Here is a 14829-nt window from a genome sequence, read left to right as displayed (position 1 = left end):
CTGATACGGAATCCCTGTGACCTCCTCCTTCGCTCCCGACTCCCTGGTCCTGAACCGGAAGCTGCCGCTCTGGTACCAGGTGTCCCAGTCGCTGCGCGCCTCGATACTGGGCCGCTCCCCCGATGCCTCGCTGCGGCTGCCCACCGAGGAGCAGCTCGCCGCGCATTACGGGGTGAGCGTGTTGACGATGCGTCAGGCACTCAAGGAGCTGGAGGAGGAGGGCCTGATCAGCAGGCACCGGCGGCGCGGCACGTTCATCGAGCCGGCCGCCCGGCGGGCCTCTCCGGTCCGGCTGCTCGGCTCGATCGACGCGATCGTGGCGCAGCAGTCGGGCGAGCGCACCACGATCCTGGGCCATGGCCCGGAGCCGGTGCCCGGCGATCTCGCCGAGTACTTCCCGGGCAGCGCCGAGGTGGTGGCGTACCGGCGGCTGCGGTGCGACGACGAGAGCGGTGAGCCGACCAACTGGGCGTACAACGCGGTGCGTTCGGAGGTCGCCGCCGCGATCGACCTCAACGACCTCACGCGCTGGCCTATGACGAAGGTGCTGCGGGACGCGGTCGGGGTGGACATCGCGCGCATCACGGACACCGTGGAGGCCCGGCTCGCCGATCCGGTCACCGCGGACCTGCTGCGGGTCCCGCTGCTCTCCCCGATCCTGCACTACACGGGCGTCACCTACGACGGGGAGGGCCGGGTCGTCGACGTGGCCCGCATCCACTACCGGGGCGACCGCTTCTCGTTCTCGGTGACGGTCGAGGCCTCTCGGTGACGGCCGAGGCTTCTCGGCGAAGGCCGAGGCTTCCCGGCCAAGGCCGAGGCTTCCCGGCGAAGGCCGAGGCTTCCCGGCGAAGGCCGAGGCTTCCCGGTGAACGCCGAGGCTTCCCGGTGAACGCCGAGGCTTCCCGGCGAACGCCGAGGCTTCCCGGCGAACGCCGAGGCTTCCCGGCGAACGCCGAGGCTTCCCGGCGAACGCCGAGGCTTCCCGGCGAACGCCGAGGCTTCCCGGTGAACGCCGGGGCTTCCCGGTGAACGCCGGGGCTTCCCGGTGAACGCCGGGGCTTCCCGGTGACGGTCGAGGCCTCTGGAAACGGTCGGAGCTTCTCGGTGACGGTCGTAGCCCGCTGAGCGTTCTCACTAGCATGCTGGCTGTGAGCGATGACGTGCCCCTCCTCGACGACCTGATGCCCTGGTCGGTGCCCCCGCTGCGGCTCGGGCGCCCCTGGGTGCTGGCGCCCGACGAGCGCACCCTGCGCTCCCGCTGGGACCTGCTCGTACGGTCCGAAGGGGCCGAGCGGGAGCGTCTGTTCGGCCCGAGCCGGGCCCGTACGCCGCGCTCCGCGGTGGCCGCGCTGCCGGGCAGGACCACGGGCACCGGCCCGTTCGCGCAGGAGCGGGGCCCCTGCCCCGATCCGGTCCGTGTCCAGCACGGGCCCTTCGACGAGCAGTGGCTGATACCGGACCAGCGGTTGCTCGACGCCGCCCGGCCCGAGCTGTGGCGGGTGGCCGACGAACACCAGCTCTTCGTGGTCGAGCAGGGATACGTGCCGAAGGCCGACGGGCCCGCCCTGACCGTCTCGGCCGTGCTGCCCGACGGCCGCTCCCCCGCCGGCCGGCCCGGCCGCATCCGCCCGCTCTACCGGCGCCCGGGCGGCCTGGAGCCGAACCTCGTACCCGGCCTGCCCGCGTTCCTCGCCGGGATGTACGGGCATGCGGTGGCCCCGCAGGAGGTGGCCTCCTGGTCCCTGGCCGTGGCCCGTCCGAGCCCGGCGGGATGCCTCGTGGCGCTGCCTCGGGACCCTCAACTCTGGTCCACCGGCGTGGAGTTGGGGCAGCGCATGAGCGACCTGATGGTGCGCGGGGCGCGCGGCGGCGAGAAGCCGCGGCTGCCGGGCGGGCGGCGGCCCTATGTGCGCGCGGCCGTCCCGGCCCGCCCGCGCGAACTGCGCTACGACGCGGCCGAGGAGGTGCTGCACCTCGGCGACGGCGGCCGCATCTCGCCGGTGCCGCCCGGGGCCTGGGAGTTCCGGGTGGGCGGGGTGCGGATGCTGGAGCTGTGGTTCGAGCGGCGCACCGGGCCCGCCGATGCGGGCACGCTCGCCGCGGTCGGCCCCGCGAACTGGCCCCAGGAGTGGACGTCCGACCTCCTTGAGCTGATCACCGTGCTCGCCCTCCTCGGCGAACTCTGTTCAGACCGGGCCGAGTTGACACAGGCCCTCGCCGAACCGGTGACGCGCGGCGCACTGCGGGCCGCCGGTGTGCTGCCCGTACCGGCCGGCGCGCGCCACCCCGCCTCCGTGCTCGATCACCACGAGGAGGGACCGGGAGGCCAGTTCGCCCTCATCTGACGCCGCCTGAACCCCGGCCGGGGCGGCCGGGGTTCAGGCGGCGTACTCGGTCAGGTCGATGGAGTGGATGTTCAGCGCGTGCCCGAACTCCGGGTGGACCGTCTCGCGCTCCTGCTTCATCCCGAGCTTGCGCATCACGTTCTCGGAGGCGTCGTTGCCCACCCGGGAGACGCTGATGACCCGGCCGAGCCCGCGGTCCTGGAGCGCGAACTCCAGCGCGGCGTGCGCTGCCTCGGAGGCGTATCCCTGGCCCCAGAAGGGCCGGCCGAGCCGCCAGCCGATCTCGACCTCGTGCTCGACCTCGGGCAGGAAGTGCGGCACGGACAGGCCGGTGAACCCGATCATCTCGCCGGAGCCGAGGAGCTCGACGGCGAAAAGCCCGAAGCCCTCGTCGTCCCACTCCTCCTCCCACCTCTCGATGTCCGCGGCGGTCCTCTCCAGGTCCCGGACCGAGCCGTCGCCGATCCAGCGCATGACCTCCGGGTCGGCGTTGATCTCGGCCATCGGGACGAGGTCGTCGTCGGTCCAGCGGCGCAGCAGGAGGCGGGGGGTGCGGATCTCGGTCATGGGGCCATCCTGCACGGACCAGGGTCCCCGCCGGAAATCCGCCTCCCGCGCCCCCGCCGTCAGCCGAAGGCGTCGAGCGTCCTCGTCAGGGCCCGCTCGAAGACCGCGTCCAGGTCGATGGGGCCCGAGTCCTCGGCGAAGGCGGCCGCCAGGCGCGGATAGCGGCCGGTGGCGACCTGGCTGAAGAGGTAGGCGATCCGCACGCTCTGCTCCTGCTCGGGCGACCAGGGCAGCGAGCGCGTCCGCTCGGCGGTGGCGATCTCGTTGGCGACGTAGGTGGTGACCACGCCGGTCACCGAGGCGATCAGCTCCATCTTGGTGCCGTACTTCGCCTCCAGCGGGTCGAGGCAGGTCATGCAGTGCTCCAGGTACCGCAGGGCGTTCGGGCTGAAGCCGTACACCGGGGACATCAGGCGCGGCACCCAGGGGTGGCGGTGCATCAGCGCCCGGGTCTGGTGGGCGAGGGCGAGCACGTCGGCCCGCCAGTCCCCGGTCGGGTCGCACAGGTCGTACTCGGCGCTGACCGCGTCCACCATCAGCTCGTACAGGTCCTCCTTGCGCGGCACGTAGTTGTACAGGGACATCGTTCCGCAGCCGAGTTCGGCCGCGACCCGGCGCATGGACAGCGCGTCGATGCCCTCCGTGTCCGCGATGCGTACGGCGGCGGCCGCGATGTCGGCACGGCTGAATGCGGGCCTGGGGCCCCGTCCGGCGCGCTCGGGGCGCGCCCAGATCACTTCTGGTTCAGCAGGTCGCCCTGCCATGGATCATCACCTCGCCCCCCATCGTAGTTACGTACACCGTACGTAGTGCGCTATGGTGAGCCGCATGACAACTACGTACGCTGTACTTAGTGAAGGTCTGGTGAAGCGCTTCGGCGCGGTCCACGCGCTGCGCGGGCTCGATCTGGCCGTGGCCGAGGGCACGGTCTGCGGGCTGCTCGGACCCAACGGCGCAGGCAAGACGACGGCCGTACGCCTGCTGACGACGCTGCTCGCGCCGGACGCGGGCTCCGCGCGGGTGGCCGGTCACGACGTGGTGCGCGAGCAGGACGCGGTGCGCCGGGCCATCGGAGTCACCGGCCAGTCCGCCTCCGTCGATGTCGAACTCACGGGACGGCAGAACCTCCGCCTGTTCGCCAAGCTGCACGGCATGCGCGGAGCGGCGGGCCGCGAGCGGGCCGCCGAACTCCTGGAGCGGTTCGACCTGGCGGACGCGGCCGACCGGGCGGCCGGCACCTACTCCGGCGGCATGCGGCGGCGCCTCGACCTCGCGGCGAGCCTGCTGACCCGCCCCCGCGTGCTGTTCCTCGACGAGCCCACCACCGGGCTCGACCCGGCGAGCCGCAACCGGATCTGGTCCGCCGTGCACGAGCTGACCGCCGAGGGCACCACGGTGCTGCTGACCACCCAGTATCTGGAGGAGGCCGACCGGCTCGCCGACCACGTCGTCCTCGTCGACCAGGGCCGCGCCGCCGTCACCGGAACCCCGGCCGAGCTCAAGGCCCGGATCGGCTCCTACGCCCAGGTCGTGGTCGCGGACGAGGACGACCTGCCCCAAGCAGCCTCAGTGCTGGACCAGTTGACGGGGGCCCGTCCCCAACTCGACACCGCCACAAGGACGGTGGGGGCCGTCTCCATGGACCCGACACTCACCCTGCCCCGCCTGGTGCGCGAACTGGACGGCGCCGCGGTGCCGATCCTCGACGTCAGCCTGCGCCCGCCCACCCTCGACGAGGTGTTCCTGCGCCTCACCACCGCCGCCGACTCCCGCAAGGAGCTTGTGACATGACCTCGCTCGCGTACGACAGCACGGCCATGCTCGGCCGTCAGCTCCAGCGCATCAAGCACGCGCCCGGCGTGCTCATCCTCACCCAGACCATGCCGATATCGATGCTGCTGTTCTTCGGCTACGTCTTCGGCAGCGCGCTCGCCATGCCCGGCGAGGAGTACCGCGCCTATCTGGTGCCCGGCCTCCTCGTCGCCACCGCCGCGGGCGGCCTGATGACCGGAATGTTCCACGCCGCACAGGACTCGCACCGCGGCGTGATGGACCGCCTGCGCACCCTGCCGATGAGCCGGGCCGCGGTCCCGGTGGGCCAGAGCGCGGCGGACCTGCTGACCACCGCGCTCGGCATGGTCCCGCTGATGCTCGTGGGGCTCGCGGTGGGCTGGCGGATCGACTCCGGGCCGCTCGGCGCGCTCGGCGCCTTCGGGCTCCTGATGCTGCTGCGCCTCGCGACGACCTGGGCGGGCCTGTTCCTCGGCCTGCTGACCCGCAGCGAGGAGGCGGCCGGGCAGCTGGGCTCGGCCACCTTCATGCTGCCGCTGCTCTCCAACGCCTACATCCCCACCGACCGCCTCCCCGGCTGGCTCCGCACGATCGCCGAGTGGAACCCCATCAGCGCGGTCGCCTCGGCCGTCCGCGACCTCTGCGGCAACGCCGCGCCCGCCGCGGACGCCGCCTGGCCGGTGGCCCATCCGATCGCGGGCTCGCTCGCCTGGTGCGGCCTCCTGCTGCTCGTCTTCGGGCCGCTCGCGGTGCGCCGGTACGCGCACAACGGCCGCTGAGCGGCACCGCCGGGTGACAGGAACCACCCGTACGCGATAAGTACGGCCATGAGCACTCAGCCACTGCCCCTCGAAGGCATCACCGTCGTCGCCGTCGAACAAGCCGTCTCCGCACCCTTCGCCACACGGCAGCTCGCCGATCTGGGAGCCCGCGTCGTGAAGGTGGAGCGCCTCGACGGCGGCGACTTCGCACGCGGCTACGACACCGCGGCGCGCGGCCTCGCCTCGCACTTCGTGTGGTGCAACCGGGGCAAGGAGTCGGTCGCCCTGGACCTGAAGGACCCGCGCGGCCTCGACGTCCTGCGCCGGCTCGTCGCGGACGCCGACGTGTTCGTGCAGAACCTCGCGCAGGGCGCCGCCGCCCGGCTCGGCCTGGACGCGGCCACGCTGTGCGCGGCGCACCCCCGGCTCGTCGCCGTCGACATATCGGGGTACGGCGCCGGCGGCCCGTACGCGCACAAGCGGGCCTACGACATGCTGGTGCAGTGCGAGGCGGGCCTGGTCTCCGTCACCGGGACGCCCGAGCGGGCCGTCAAGGCGGGAATCCCGGCCGCCGACATCGCGGCCGCCATGTACGCCTTCTCGGGCGTCCTGGCGGCCCTCGTACGGCGCGGCACGACCGGGCGCGGCGGCCCGGTGGAGATCTCCATGCTGGAGGCGCTCGCCGAGTGGCTCGGGCATCCGCTGCACCATGTGATGCACGGAGGCACCGAACCGGCGCGCACCGGCGTCGCGCACGCCGTGATCGCGCCGTACGACGCCTACGACACGGCGGACGGCGGGCAGGTGCTGCTGTCGGTGCAGAACGACCGCGAGTGGCGTCGGCTCGCCGAACTGGTCCTGGGGCGGCGCGAGTTGGCGGACGATCCGGATTTCGCCACCAACGCGGCGCGGGTGGCGCACCGGACGAGGACGGACGAGGCGGTGGCGCGGGCGCTGGCCACCTTCACGGCGGCCGAGGCGATCGCCCGGCTCGAAGCGGCGGGGATCGCGTGTGCGCGGATCAATACGGTCGTGGACGTCGCCGCGCATCCACAGCTCGCGGCACGCGGCCGTTGGCGAGAGGTGGGATCAGCGGTGGGGCCGCTGCGGGCACTGCTGCCGCCCATCAATCTGGGCGGCAGTCAGGAGGCGCGCATGGGTGCGGTGCCCGCGCTCGGCGAGCACACCTGCGCAACGCTGCGGGCCCTGGGAATGACGGACGAGCAGTTGGCAGAGTTGCGCCGGGACGGCGTGATCGCCTGAACGCGGGGCGCCCGGTGTCGGGAGTGGGTTCAGCCGCGGCTGCCGAAGAGCGAGCGGCGCAGCCGCCGCAGCGGCGCGAAGAGCGAGACGCGAGCGCTCTTGCTCCTGCGGGTGTGTGCGATGTCACGCGAGGTCAGCTCGCGCATCAGCAACGTCGCCTCGGCCGCCTCGCGCTGCGGGACGGCAGGGCCGCCGAGCACCGAGAGATGGCGGTCGAGCCGCGAACTGGTCGCGCTGCTCCCGCAGGTGATGGCAGGCACTCGCGCCCTGCTGTGCATCGTTATCTGTTCCATGTCACTCCCCACCCGTACGAGGGCACCCGGCCCCGGGCAGGGTAACCCTATCGCCCCCGCGTCACACTCGTGAATCCGGTGGCAGGATTCACCTTCAGGGGCACCGGGTTGACGATTACGCTCCGAATACATCTGATTCCAGGGCGAGTTGGACACATTCGTGACTGCCCATCACACAGAGTCGCGACCCGTGTTCGTACGTGCTGCGCAATGCCGTTCAAGGGGGCGGCAGCGGCCCGGCCCTGAGCTAACTTGGAAGGGTTTCTCCGCCGCGGATGGGGGGCTCGCCAGTGAGCGAAGTGCCGGGCAGTGAGCAACGTCCGATCGCGGGCCGCTACCGGCTTCTCTCGCCGCTCGGCCGGGGCGGCATGGGCATCGTGTGGCGCGCCCGGGACGAGGTGCTCGGGCGCGAGGTGGCCGTCAAGGAGGTCCTGGCCCCCGCCGCGCTCGACTCCCCCGAGGCGGCCCGCCTGTACGCCCGCCTGGAGCGGGAGGCGTGGGCCGCGGCCCGCATCTCGCACCGCAATGTGGTGACCGTGTACGACGTGGCCACCGAGGACGGACGGCCGTGGATCGTGATGGAGCTGATCCGCGGCCTGGCCCTGTCCGACGTGCTGGACGCGGAGGGGCCGCTGCCCCCGCAGCGCGTCGCGCGGATCGGCGCCGAGGTGCTCGCCGCTCTGCGGGCCGCGCACGACGCGGGGGTGCTGCACCGTGACGTGAAGCCCGGGAACGTGCTGCTCGCCAACGACGGCCGGGTGGTCCTGACCGACTTCGGCATCGCCACGGTGGCCGGGAGCCAGACGCTCACCCTGACCGGGGAGGTCGTCGGCTCACCCGAATTCCTGGCCCCCGAACGGGCGTTGGGCCACACCCCCGGACCGGCCTCCGACCTGTGGTCGCTCGGCGTCCTCCTGTACGCCGCCGTAGAGGGCAACTCGCCGTTCCGCCAGGACACCCCGCTGTCCACGCTGCGGGCCGTGGTGGCCGATTCCCTCGAACCGCCGCTCCGGGCGGGCCCGTTGACGCCGGTCATCGAGGGACTGCTGCGCAAGGAACCCGGCGAGCGGCTGCCCGCCGAGGAGGCGGAGCACCAGCTGCGGCTCGTCGCGGCGGGCGGCACCGTGCGCTCCCCCATGGACCGGTACGAGGCCATCACGGTCCCGGTCGGTCCGCCCGCCCTGCCGCCCACCTCCGTACTCGGACCCGTCGCCGCGCCCGCCGAGGCCCCCGGCCCCCCGGCGCGCGGCGAGCCCCGCTCCCGCACCGGGGCGGCGGTCGCGGTCGGTGTCGTGGTGCTGCTGCTCGTCCTCGGACTCCTCGTGTACCTGCTGGTACGGGACAACGGGCAGGGGGGCCGGGGGACTTCCTCAGGGGGTGGCTCGCCCACCCCCTCCCTCTCGCACCCCGCTCAGCCGCCCGGCGCGACCGGGTCCACTCCCAGGAGCAGCCCGCCCCCCACGTCCGCGTCCGCGAGCGGCAGCCCGTCGCCCTCGCCGACCCCCGAGCAGTCGGTTGCGGTCAACGTGCAGGTCCTGCGCGGGAGTTACCGGGGCCCGTGTCCGGCTCCGAACAGCTCGGCGCCCTCGATGGTCGCCGTCTTCACCGTGGGGCGGGCGCCGGCCCAGGTGGAGTACCGCTGGGTCACCCGGGACGGCCAGTCGTCCGACCCGGGCTGGAAGACGCTCTCGTTCGCCTCGGGCAGCCCGAGGACCCGGCAGGTCGTGCACACCGAGTCGCCCTCGCACAGCGGCTCCAACGAGGTGCGTGTCGAGGTGCGTGCGCCGGTGCAGGTCTCGTCCGACGCGGTGGCGTACCAGGTGACGTGCGAGGAGGAGACACCGACGGGCGGGGCCTCCTCCCCCCAGTCACCGACGGGCTCCTCCCCGCCCTCCGGCTGAGCGGTTTCAGGCCGCGCGGGTGAAGGCGGGCAGGTAGGCGCCCGACTGACCGGCGGCGGTGGGGTGGTAGGACTCGCCGATGTTGGTCCATACGACGCTGTTCAGCCACGGGCTGCTGGAGCAGATCTCGTGCCCCGTGAAGCCCCCCACCACGTCCGCGAAGCCGAAGCCGTGGTCGGCGGCGCGCTTGGCGGTCACCGAGTTGAGCTCGTCGGCGGCGCCGTTGATGGCCGAGCGGGAGTTCTCGCTGAGGCCCGCGATGCAGCTGCCGCCGATCTTGTAGAAGTGCGGGTATCCGATGACGACGACATGGGCGTTGGGTGCCTTGGATCTGATCGCCGAGTACACCGAGTCGAGCAGTCCGGGCAGCGTCGAGTCGACGTAGGCGCGGGCCGCCGCCACCTTGCTGAGGCAGGTGGACTCCGAGTACAGGACGCAGTTGGTCATGACGTCCGAGAACCCTGCGTCATTGCCTCCGATGGTGATCGAGACCAGGTCGGTGGACGAGTCGAGCGGGCCGAGCTGGCTCGACGTCACATCACCCGTACGAGCGCCCGAGCAAGCGGTGAAGTTGAACGAGGCGGGTGAATGCGCCGCCGCCCACAGCGCCGGGTAGGCCTTGGTGGAACGCTTGCAGCTGCCGCTCGAACTGTCGTAACTCCCGGAGCCGACGCCGGAGGAGTACGAGTCGCCGAGGGCCACGTAGTGGGATCCGGCCGCCTGGGTTGCCGCTGATGCCACGCCGGCCCCGGTGAGGGAAAGCGCGGTGGTCAGCACGAGCGCCCATGCATATGCCGCGATTCGGGACAGTTTCATGGAACCTCCTTGTAGCGGGTTTTCCGCCACGGCAGTGGTACCAGCCCCCACAGCCCTCCGGAAGTGTCCATGCCAAGAACAACCGACGGACATCTGCGGCTATCTGGCGATCCGTCAGCAACTCGCGAGTAATCCTTCACCGGAGCACCACACTCCGCTGACAGTCCGTCAATCTCCGTTCACAGCAAGCGAGTCGGTGTCTTGACGGGACTGTCCGAACTGCGACACATTGAAGCCTCGCATCCGGCGCATCGGGGGGAACCGTCGCCAATGCAGACCATCAGTGACAGATCGGCAGTCGACTCACCCGTCCGGGCCGATCTGCTCGCCGTCCTCGCGGGAGCGGTCTTCGCCGCCTCCGCCGTCGGCGCCGCCCTGGCGTACGCCGATCTGGACTCTCCGCTGCGCGCTCCGCTCGCGCTCTTCTATCTGCTGGCCGCACCCACGGAAGCGACCGCGTTCCTGCTGCGCCGACTGGAACCGCTCGCCCGCTGGGTGGCGTCGTTGTCGGGAGCGGTACTCATCGATCTGCTGGCCGCCGAAACCATGGCAGGTCTGCACCTTTGGTCGACCCGCAACGGCGTTACCGCGGTGGGCGCGATCAGCCTTCTCCTCTTCCTGCTCGGCACGGGAACGGGGGTGAATCCCTTGGGGACCGGCCGTGAAAGAACGGTCGAAAACAGCGAAAGGTAGGGCCCCGAGTGGGGTCTTGCCCTAAAGTCCCCGTCATCAATACCGTCTTGCATCCACCCGCAACGGTCCATCGTCAAACGGCACTGGGGGAGGGCTCAAGCGCCGTGATGGCCACCGGTGCGGGGCGCGGTAGGGGGGTGCCGTGGTCGGCCTTCACCTTGTGGAGGCCGGAGCACGGGCCGCGCGGCCAGCAAAGCCAGCTCACCCGGCAAGTGCGGCGTGCCATGCCGTCACGACCGGGTTGAGAACCCCCCTTTCGTAACCGGAAAACCATCCGGATCGCCCGGGGGCGGGCGGTCCACCGGACGAGAGGGACAGAGACTCATCATGATTCCTTCCGTGCGCCCGGCCGCTCCGGGCGAAGATCAATTGATGGCGGATTCGCCGAACATTCATTCGGAATCCGTCGCCGTCGACCGAATATCCCGGGCCTATCGACCGGTCTCGGCGAATCTCGCCATTGCTCCGCCGGTGAGCGTCGTCATCCCGGCGATGAATGAAGCGAAAAACCTTCCCCACGTCTTCGGGACACTTCCGGACTGGATCCATGAAGTCGTCCTGGTCGACGGGAATTCCACCGACGACACCGTGCAGGTGGCCCGCGAACTGTGGCCCGACGTGGTGGTCGTCAAGCAGGTCGGCAAAGGCAAGGGCGACGCGCTGATCAGCGGCTTCGCCGCCTGCACCGGAGACATCGTCGTCATGGTCGACGCGGACGGCTCGGCCGACGGCGAGGAGATCGTCAGCTATGTCTCGGCCCTGGTCGGCGGCGCCGACTTCGCCAAGGGGTCCCGCTTCGCCAACGGCGGCGGCACCGACGACATGACCCCGATCCGCAAGCTGGGCAACGCCGTGCTGTGCGGCATCGTCAATCGCAAGTTCGGGGCCCGCTACACCGACCTCTGCTACGGCTACAACGCCTTCTGGAAGCACTGCCTGGACAAGATCGTGCTCGACTGCTCGGGGTTCGAGATCGAGACGCTGATCAACATCCGGATCGTCAAGGCGGGCCTGCGCGTCCAGGAGGTCCCCAGCTACGAGTACAACCGGATCCACGGCGTCTCCAACCTCAGCGCGGTGCGCGACGGCATCCGTGTCCTGAAGGTGATCCTCAGAGAGAAGGCGGTGCCTCGCGCCCACCGGAGGACCCAGGCGGTCTTCCTCAACGCACGGCGAGGAGAGGTGAGTTGACGAAGCGTCAATTCTCGGTGGTGATCTGTGCGTACACCGAGGAGCGCTGGGAGGACATCCTGGCGGCGGTCTCCTCGGTGCGCGCGCAGTCGCTGCCCGCCCTGGAGACGCTGCTCGTGGTGGACCACAACGAGCGGCTCAGGGAACGGCTCACCCGGGAGTACGCGGAGCACACGGCATCCGGGGCGGTGCGGGTGCTCGCCAACGCGGGCCCCCGCGGCCTCTCGGCGGGACGCAACACCGCGATCGCGGTGGCCCGGGGCGAGTTCGTGGCCTTCCTCGACGACGACGCGGTGGCCGAGCGGGACTGGCTGCGGCACTTCGCCGAGGGCTACGACGACCCGCGCGTGATGGCGGTGGGCGGCCGCACCCTGCCGGCCTGGGCCTCGGGGCGCAGGCCGGCCTGGTTCCCCGAGGAGTTCGACTGGATCGTCGGCTGCACCTACCGGGGGCTGCCGCCCGGCCGGGTCGAGGTGCGCAACGTCCTCGGCGGCAACGCCTCCTTCCGCGCCTCCGCGTTCGACGCCGCGGGCGGCTTCGCCACCGGCATCGGGCGCGACGGCGACAAGCGCCCGCTCGGCTGCGAGGAGACGGAGCTGTGCATCCGGCTCAGCGGGGCACTGCCCGGCGCCGTGCTGCTCATCGACGACCGCTCGGTGATCCACCACCGGGTGCCCGCAGCCCGCGAACGCTTCGGCTACTTCCGTACGAGGGCGTACGCGGAAGGCCTGTCCAAGGCCTTGGTGGCCCGAAGTGTCGGCTCCGGCAAGGGACTTGAGTCCGAGCGCCGCTATACGAGCCGGGTCCTGCCGGCCGGCGTGGCGCGCGGGCTGCGGGACGCGGTACTCGGGCGGCCCGGGGGCGCGGGCCGGGCGGGTGCGATCGTGGCCGGGGTCGCGGTGGCCGCGGGCGGCTATCTGCTGGGCACCGTAAGGGCGTTGCGGGGCGGGGCCACCTTCAGCGTGGCCCCGATCGAGCGCGTGGGGTCCACCCGGGCGGGCGAGGAGGGCGAGGCGGCATGAACTCCGCTCACCCGGGCCCGGTGCCGATCCTGATGTACCACTCGGTGGCGCACAGCCCCGCGAAGGAGGCGTACGGCCTGTCCGTCTCGCCGGACGCCTTCGCGGACCAGATGGGGGTGATCGCCGATCTCGGCTGCACTCCGCTCACCACGGCCCGGCTGGCGCACGCCTGGCGCACGGCCGGGGCGCTGCCGCGCCGCCCCGTACTGATCACCTTCGACGACGGCTACGAGGGGGTGCACCGCCATGCCCTGCCGGTGCTCGCCAAGTACGGCTTCGCCGCCACGCTCTTCGTGTCGACGGGCTGGCTGCGCGGCCCGCACGACGGCGGCGGCGCCCTGGACACCATGCTCGACTGGGACCAGGTGCGCGCACTCGCGGCGGCCGGAACCGAGATCGGCGGGCACAGCCACAGCCATCCGCAGCTGGACCAACTCGCCGACGAACGGCTCTGGTTCGAGACCCTGCGCTGCAAGGAGATCATCGCCGACGAACTCGGCGCGCCTCCGGTCTCGTTCGCCTACCCCTACGGCTACTCCAGCCGCCGGGTACGGCGCACGGTCCGCTCGGCGGGCTTCGCGCAGGCGCTGGCCGTGGGCAACGCGCTCGCCGCGCGCCGTCAGGGCCCGTACGCCCTGGAGCGGGTGACCGTGCGGCGCTCCACCGGCCTCGGCGAGTTCGAGCGGCTGCTCATCGGCACCGGCCGTGACATCGCCCGCACCTTCGCCCGCGACCGCGTCCTGACCAAGGGCTACGCCGTGCTCCGCGGCGCCCGCCGGGCCGGGCGCGGGCTCGGTGGCGACTGACCGGGCCGGGCGGCAGGCCCGGCGGTGACCGGCGGACGAGCCGTAGTGAGCGGTACCCGACAAGGAGGAGGCGAGCGGTACCCGTGACCGAGGTGAGCACCGCCCAGGACGCAAGGACCCCGGTCCCCGACGGGCGCCGGGGCACCCCGCTCTTGCGCAACGCCTACGCGCTGATGCTCAACACCGGGATCAGCGCGGTCCTCGGGCTCGGCTTCTGGCTGATCGCCGCCCGGTACTACAGCGATGACGCGGTGGGCCAGGGTTCGGCGGCGATCGCCGCCATGAAGTTCCTCGCCGGGCTCGCCGCGCTGACGCTGACCGGCGCGATGGCGCGTTTCATCCCGGTGTCGGGCGCCGCCACCGGCCGCCTCGTGCTGCGCATCTACGCCCTGAGCGCCTGTGTCGTCGCGGTGGCCGCACTCGTCTTCATGGAGACGCTGGACTTCTGGGGGCCCTCGTACCGCTTCCTGCACGGCCCTTTCAAGGGGCTCGGCTTCATCGCGGCGGTCGTCGCCTGGTCCGTCCTCACCTTGCAGGACGGGGTGCTCACGGGGCTGCGCAGCGCGTTCTGGGTGCCGGTCGGCAACACCGCGTTCTCCGCGGTCAAGCTGCTGCTCCTGGTGCTGATCGCGGCCTCGCTGCCGACCAGCGGCGTCTTCGTGTCGTGGGTCGCGGCGATCGCCGTGTCCGTACTGCCGCTGGGCTGGCTGGTGTTCCGGCGTCTGGTCCCCCGCCATGTGCAGCTCACCGCGCACACCGCGCGACCGCCGACCCTCCGGGAGGTGGGCCGCTTCCTGGCCGGCGACTGCACGGGCTCGCTGTTCGCGCTCGCCGTCGTGTATCTGGTGCCGGTGATCGTGGCCTCGCAGATCAGCTCGGCGGACAACGCGTACTTCTACATCACCGCGACCATCGGCGGCACCGTCGAACTGCTCGCCATCAACATGGGCGCCTCGCTGACCGTCGAGGGCGCGCACGACCCGGGGCGCCTCGGCCGCAACGCCCGGGAAGCGCTCCTGCGCATGATCAAGATCGTGCTGCCGATCTGCGCTTTCCTCTTCGTGTGCGCGCCGTACATCCTGGGCGTGTTCGGCCCGGGGTACGCGCAGCATGCCACGGCGCTGCTGCGCTGGCTGGTGGTCGGGGCGGTGCTGCGGGTGGTGATCGAGCTGTACTTCGCGGTGCTGCGCGCCCGCAGCCGTACGGCCGGACTCGCCGTGCTCCAGGGCGCGTTGTGTGTGCTGGTGCTCGGATCGACCCTCGCGCTGCTGGGACCGCTCGGGCTGACCGGCGTGGGCATCGCCGAGGTCGCGAGCCTTTCGGTGATCGCGGCGGTCGCCGCGGTGCGGCTGTTCGGGGTGCTGCGCCCGGCGGAGC

The 14829-nt window shown here is 71.8% G+C and carries 14 protein-coding genes and 1 pseudogene; 11 read left to right on the top strand and 4 right to left on the bottom strand.

The window, feature by feature from the left end; genetic code table 11:
• The first annotated feature begins 16 nt into the window (after positions 1-16).
• Both CG740_RS22360 and CG740_RS22355 read left to right on the top strand, forming a co-directional pair.
• Positions 17-772, top strand: a complete 756-nt coding sequence (locus CG740_RS22360; RefSeq protein ID WP_100577011.1) for a GntR family transcriptional regulator — start codon at positions 17-19, stop codon at positions 770-772.
• Between the two features lie 370 nt (positions 773-1142).
• Positions 1143-2348 carry a type ISP restriction/modification enzyme gene (locus CG740_RS22355; RefSeq protein ID WP_100577010.1) on the top strand — a complete coding sequence of 402 codons (1206 nt, stop codon included), beginning with the start codon at positions 1143-1145 and terminating at the stop codon, positions 2346-2348.
• Positions 2349-2381: 33 nt separating this feature from the next.
• On the opposite strand, the gene CG740_RS22350 is transcribed toward CG740_RS22355, so the two are convergent.
• Both CG740_RS22350 and CG740_RS22345 read right to left on the bottom strand, forming a co-directional pair.
• Positions 2382-2915 carry a GNAT family N-acetyltransferase gene (locus CG740_RS22350; RefSeq protein WP_100577009.1) on the bottom strand — a complete coding sequence of 178 codons (534 nt, stop codon included), beginning with the start codon at positions 2913-2915 and terminating at the stop codon, positions 2382-2384.
• Positions 2916-2974: 59 nt separating this feature from the next.
• Positions 2975-3679 carry a TetR/AcrR family transcriptional regulator gene (locus CG740_RS22345; protein WP_100577008.1) on the bottom strand — a complete coding sequence of 235 codons (705 nt, stop codon included), beginning with the start codon at positions 3677-3679 and terminating at the stop codon, positions 2975-2977.
• A 64-nt stretch (positions 3680-3743) separates the two neighbouring features.
• Between CG740_RS22345 and CG740_RS22340 the strand changes: the two genes are divergently transcribed.
• The 3 genes from CG740_RS22340 to CG740_RS22330 are packed head-to-tail and all read left to right on the top strand — an operon-like array spanning position 3744 to position 6730.
• On the top strand, positions 3744-4706 hold the full coding sequence (locus CG740_RS22340) for an ATP-binding cassette domain-containing protein (protein WP_100577007.1): 963 nt from the start codon (positions 3744-3746) through the stop codon (positions 4704-4706).
• Positions 4703-5485: an ABC transporter permease gene (locus CG740_RS22335; protein WP_100577006.1), complete on the top strand. Its 783-nt coding sequence runs from the start codon at positions 4703-4705 to the stop codon at positions 5483-5485. Before CG740_RS22340 ends, CG740_RS22335 begins: the two co-directional genes overlap by 4 nt.
• Positions 5486-5533: 48 nt before the next feature.
• Positions 5534-6730 (top strand): CaiB/BaiF CoA transferase family protein, encoded by a 1197-nt coding sequence (locus tag CG740_RS22330; RefSeq protein WP_100577005.1) that lies wholly within the window; start codon positions 5534-5536, stop codon positions 6728-6730.
• A gap of 29 nt (positions 6731-6759) precedes the next feature.
• Here the strand turns inward: CG740_RS22330 and CG740_RS22325 are convergent, their stop codons facing one another.
• Positions 6760-7023: a hypothetical protein gene (locus tag CG740_RS22325; RefSeq protein WP_199846542.1), complete on the bottom strand. Its 264-nt coding sequence runs from the start codon at positions 7021-7023 to the stop codon at positions 6760-6762.
• A 275-nt stretch (positions 7024-7298) separates the two neighbouring features.
• Between CG740_RS22325 and CG740_RS22320 the strand changes: the two genes are divergently transcribed.
• Positions 7299-8924 carry a serine/threonine-protein kinase gene (locus CG740_RS22320; RefSeq protein WP_100577004.1) on the top strand — a complete coding sequence of 542 codons (1626 nt, stop codon included), beginning with the start codon at positions 7299-7301 and terminating at the stop codon, positions 8922-8924.
• Positions 8925-8930: 6 nt separating this feature from the next.
• On the opposite strand, the gene CG740_RS22315 is transcribed toward CG740_RS22320, so the two are convergent.
• On the bottom strand, positions 8931-9740 hold the full coding sequence (locus CG740_RS22315; protein ID WP_100577003.1) for an SGNH/GDSL hydrolase family protein: 810 nt from the start codon (positions 9738-9740) through the stop codon (positions 8931-8933).
• 270 nt (positions 9741-10010) lie between these two features.
• Between CG740_RS22315 and CG740_RS22310 the strand changes: the two genes are divergently transcribed.
• The 5 genes and pseudogenes from CG740_RS22310 to CG740_RS22290 form a co-directional block, all read left to right on the top strand.
• Entirely contained in the window at positions 10011-10433 is a 423-nt protein-coding gene (locus CG740_RS22310) for a hypothetical protein (RefSeq protein ID WP_199846541.1), read from the top strand.
• Positions 10434-10805: 372 nt separating this feature from the next.
• Positions 10806-11624, top strand: a complete 819-nt coding sequence (locus CG740_RS22305; RefSeq protein WP_376211859.1) for a glycosyltransferase family 2 protein — start codon at positions 10806-10808, stop codon at positions 11622-11624.
• On the top strand, positions 11621-12646 hold the full coding sequence (locus CG740_RS22300; protein ID WP_100577001.1) for a glycosyltransferase family 2 protein: 1026 nt from the start codon (positions 11621-11623) through the stop codon (positions 12644-12646). The genes CG740_RS22305 and CG740_RS22300 overlap by 4 nt, the downstream gene beginning before the upstream one ends.
• Positions 12643-13452, top strand: a complete 810-nt coding sequence (locus CG740_RS22295; RefSeq protein WP_100577000.1) for a polysaccharide deacetylase family protein — start codon at positions 12643-12645, stop codon at positions 13450-13452. The genes CG740_RS22300 and CG740_RS22295 overlap by 4 nt, the downstream gene beginning before the upstream one ends.
• Positions 13453-13544: 92 nt before the next feature.
• Positions 13545-14825, top strand: a pseudogene (locus CG740_RS22290) (lipopolysaccharide biosynthesis protein); the annotation flags it as partial.
• Positions 14826-14829 lie beyond the last annotated feature (4 nt).

This window comes from Streptomyces sp. CB01201 (assembly GCF_002803085.1).
In the GTDB taxonomy this organism is placed as follows: Bacteria; Actinomycetota; Actinomycetes; order Streptomycetales; family Streptomycetaceae; genus Streptomyces; species Streptomyces hundungensis.
This window is presented reverse-complemented; position numbering and strand designations above follow the sequence as displayed.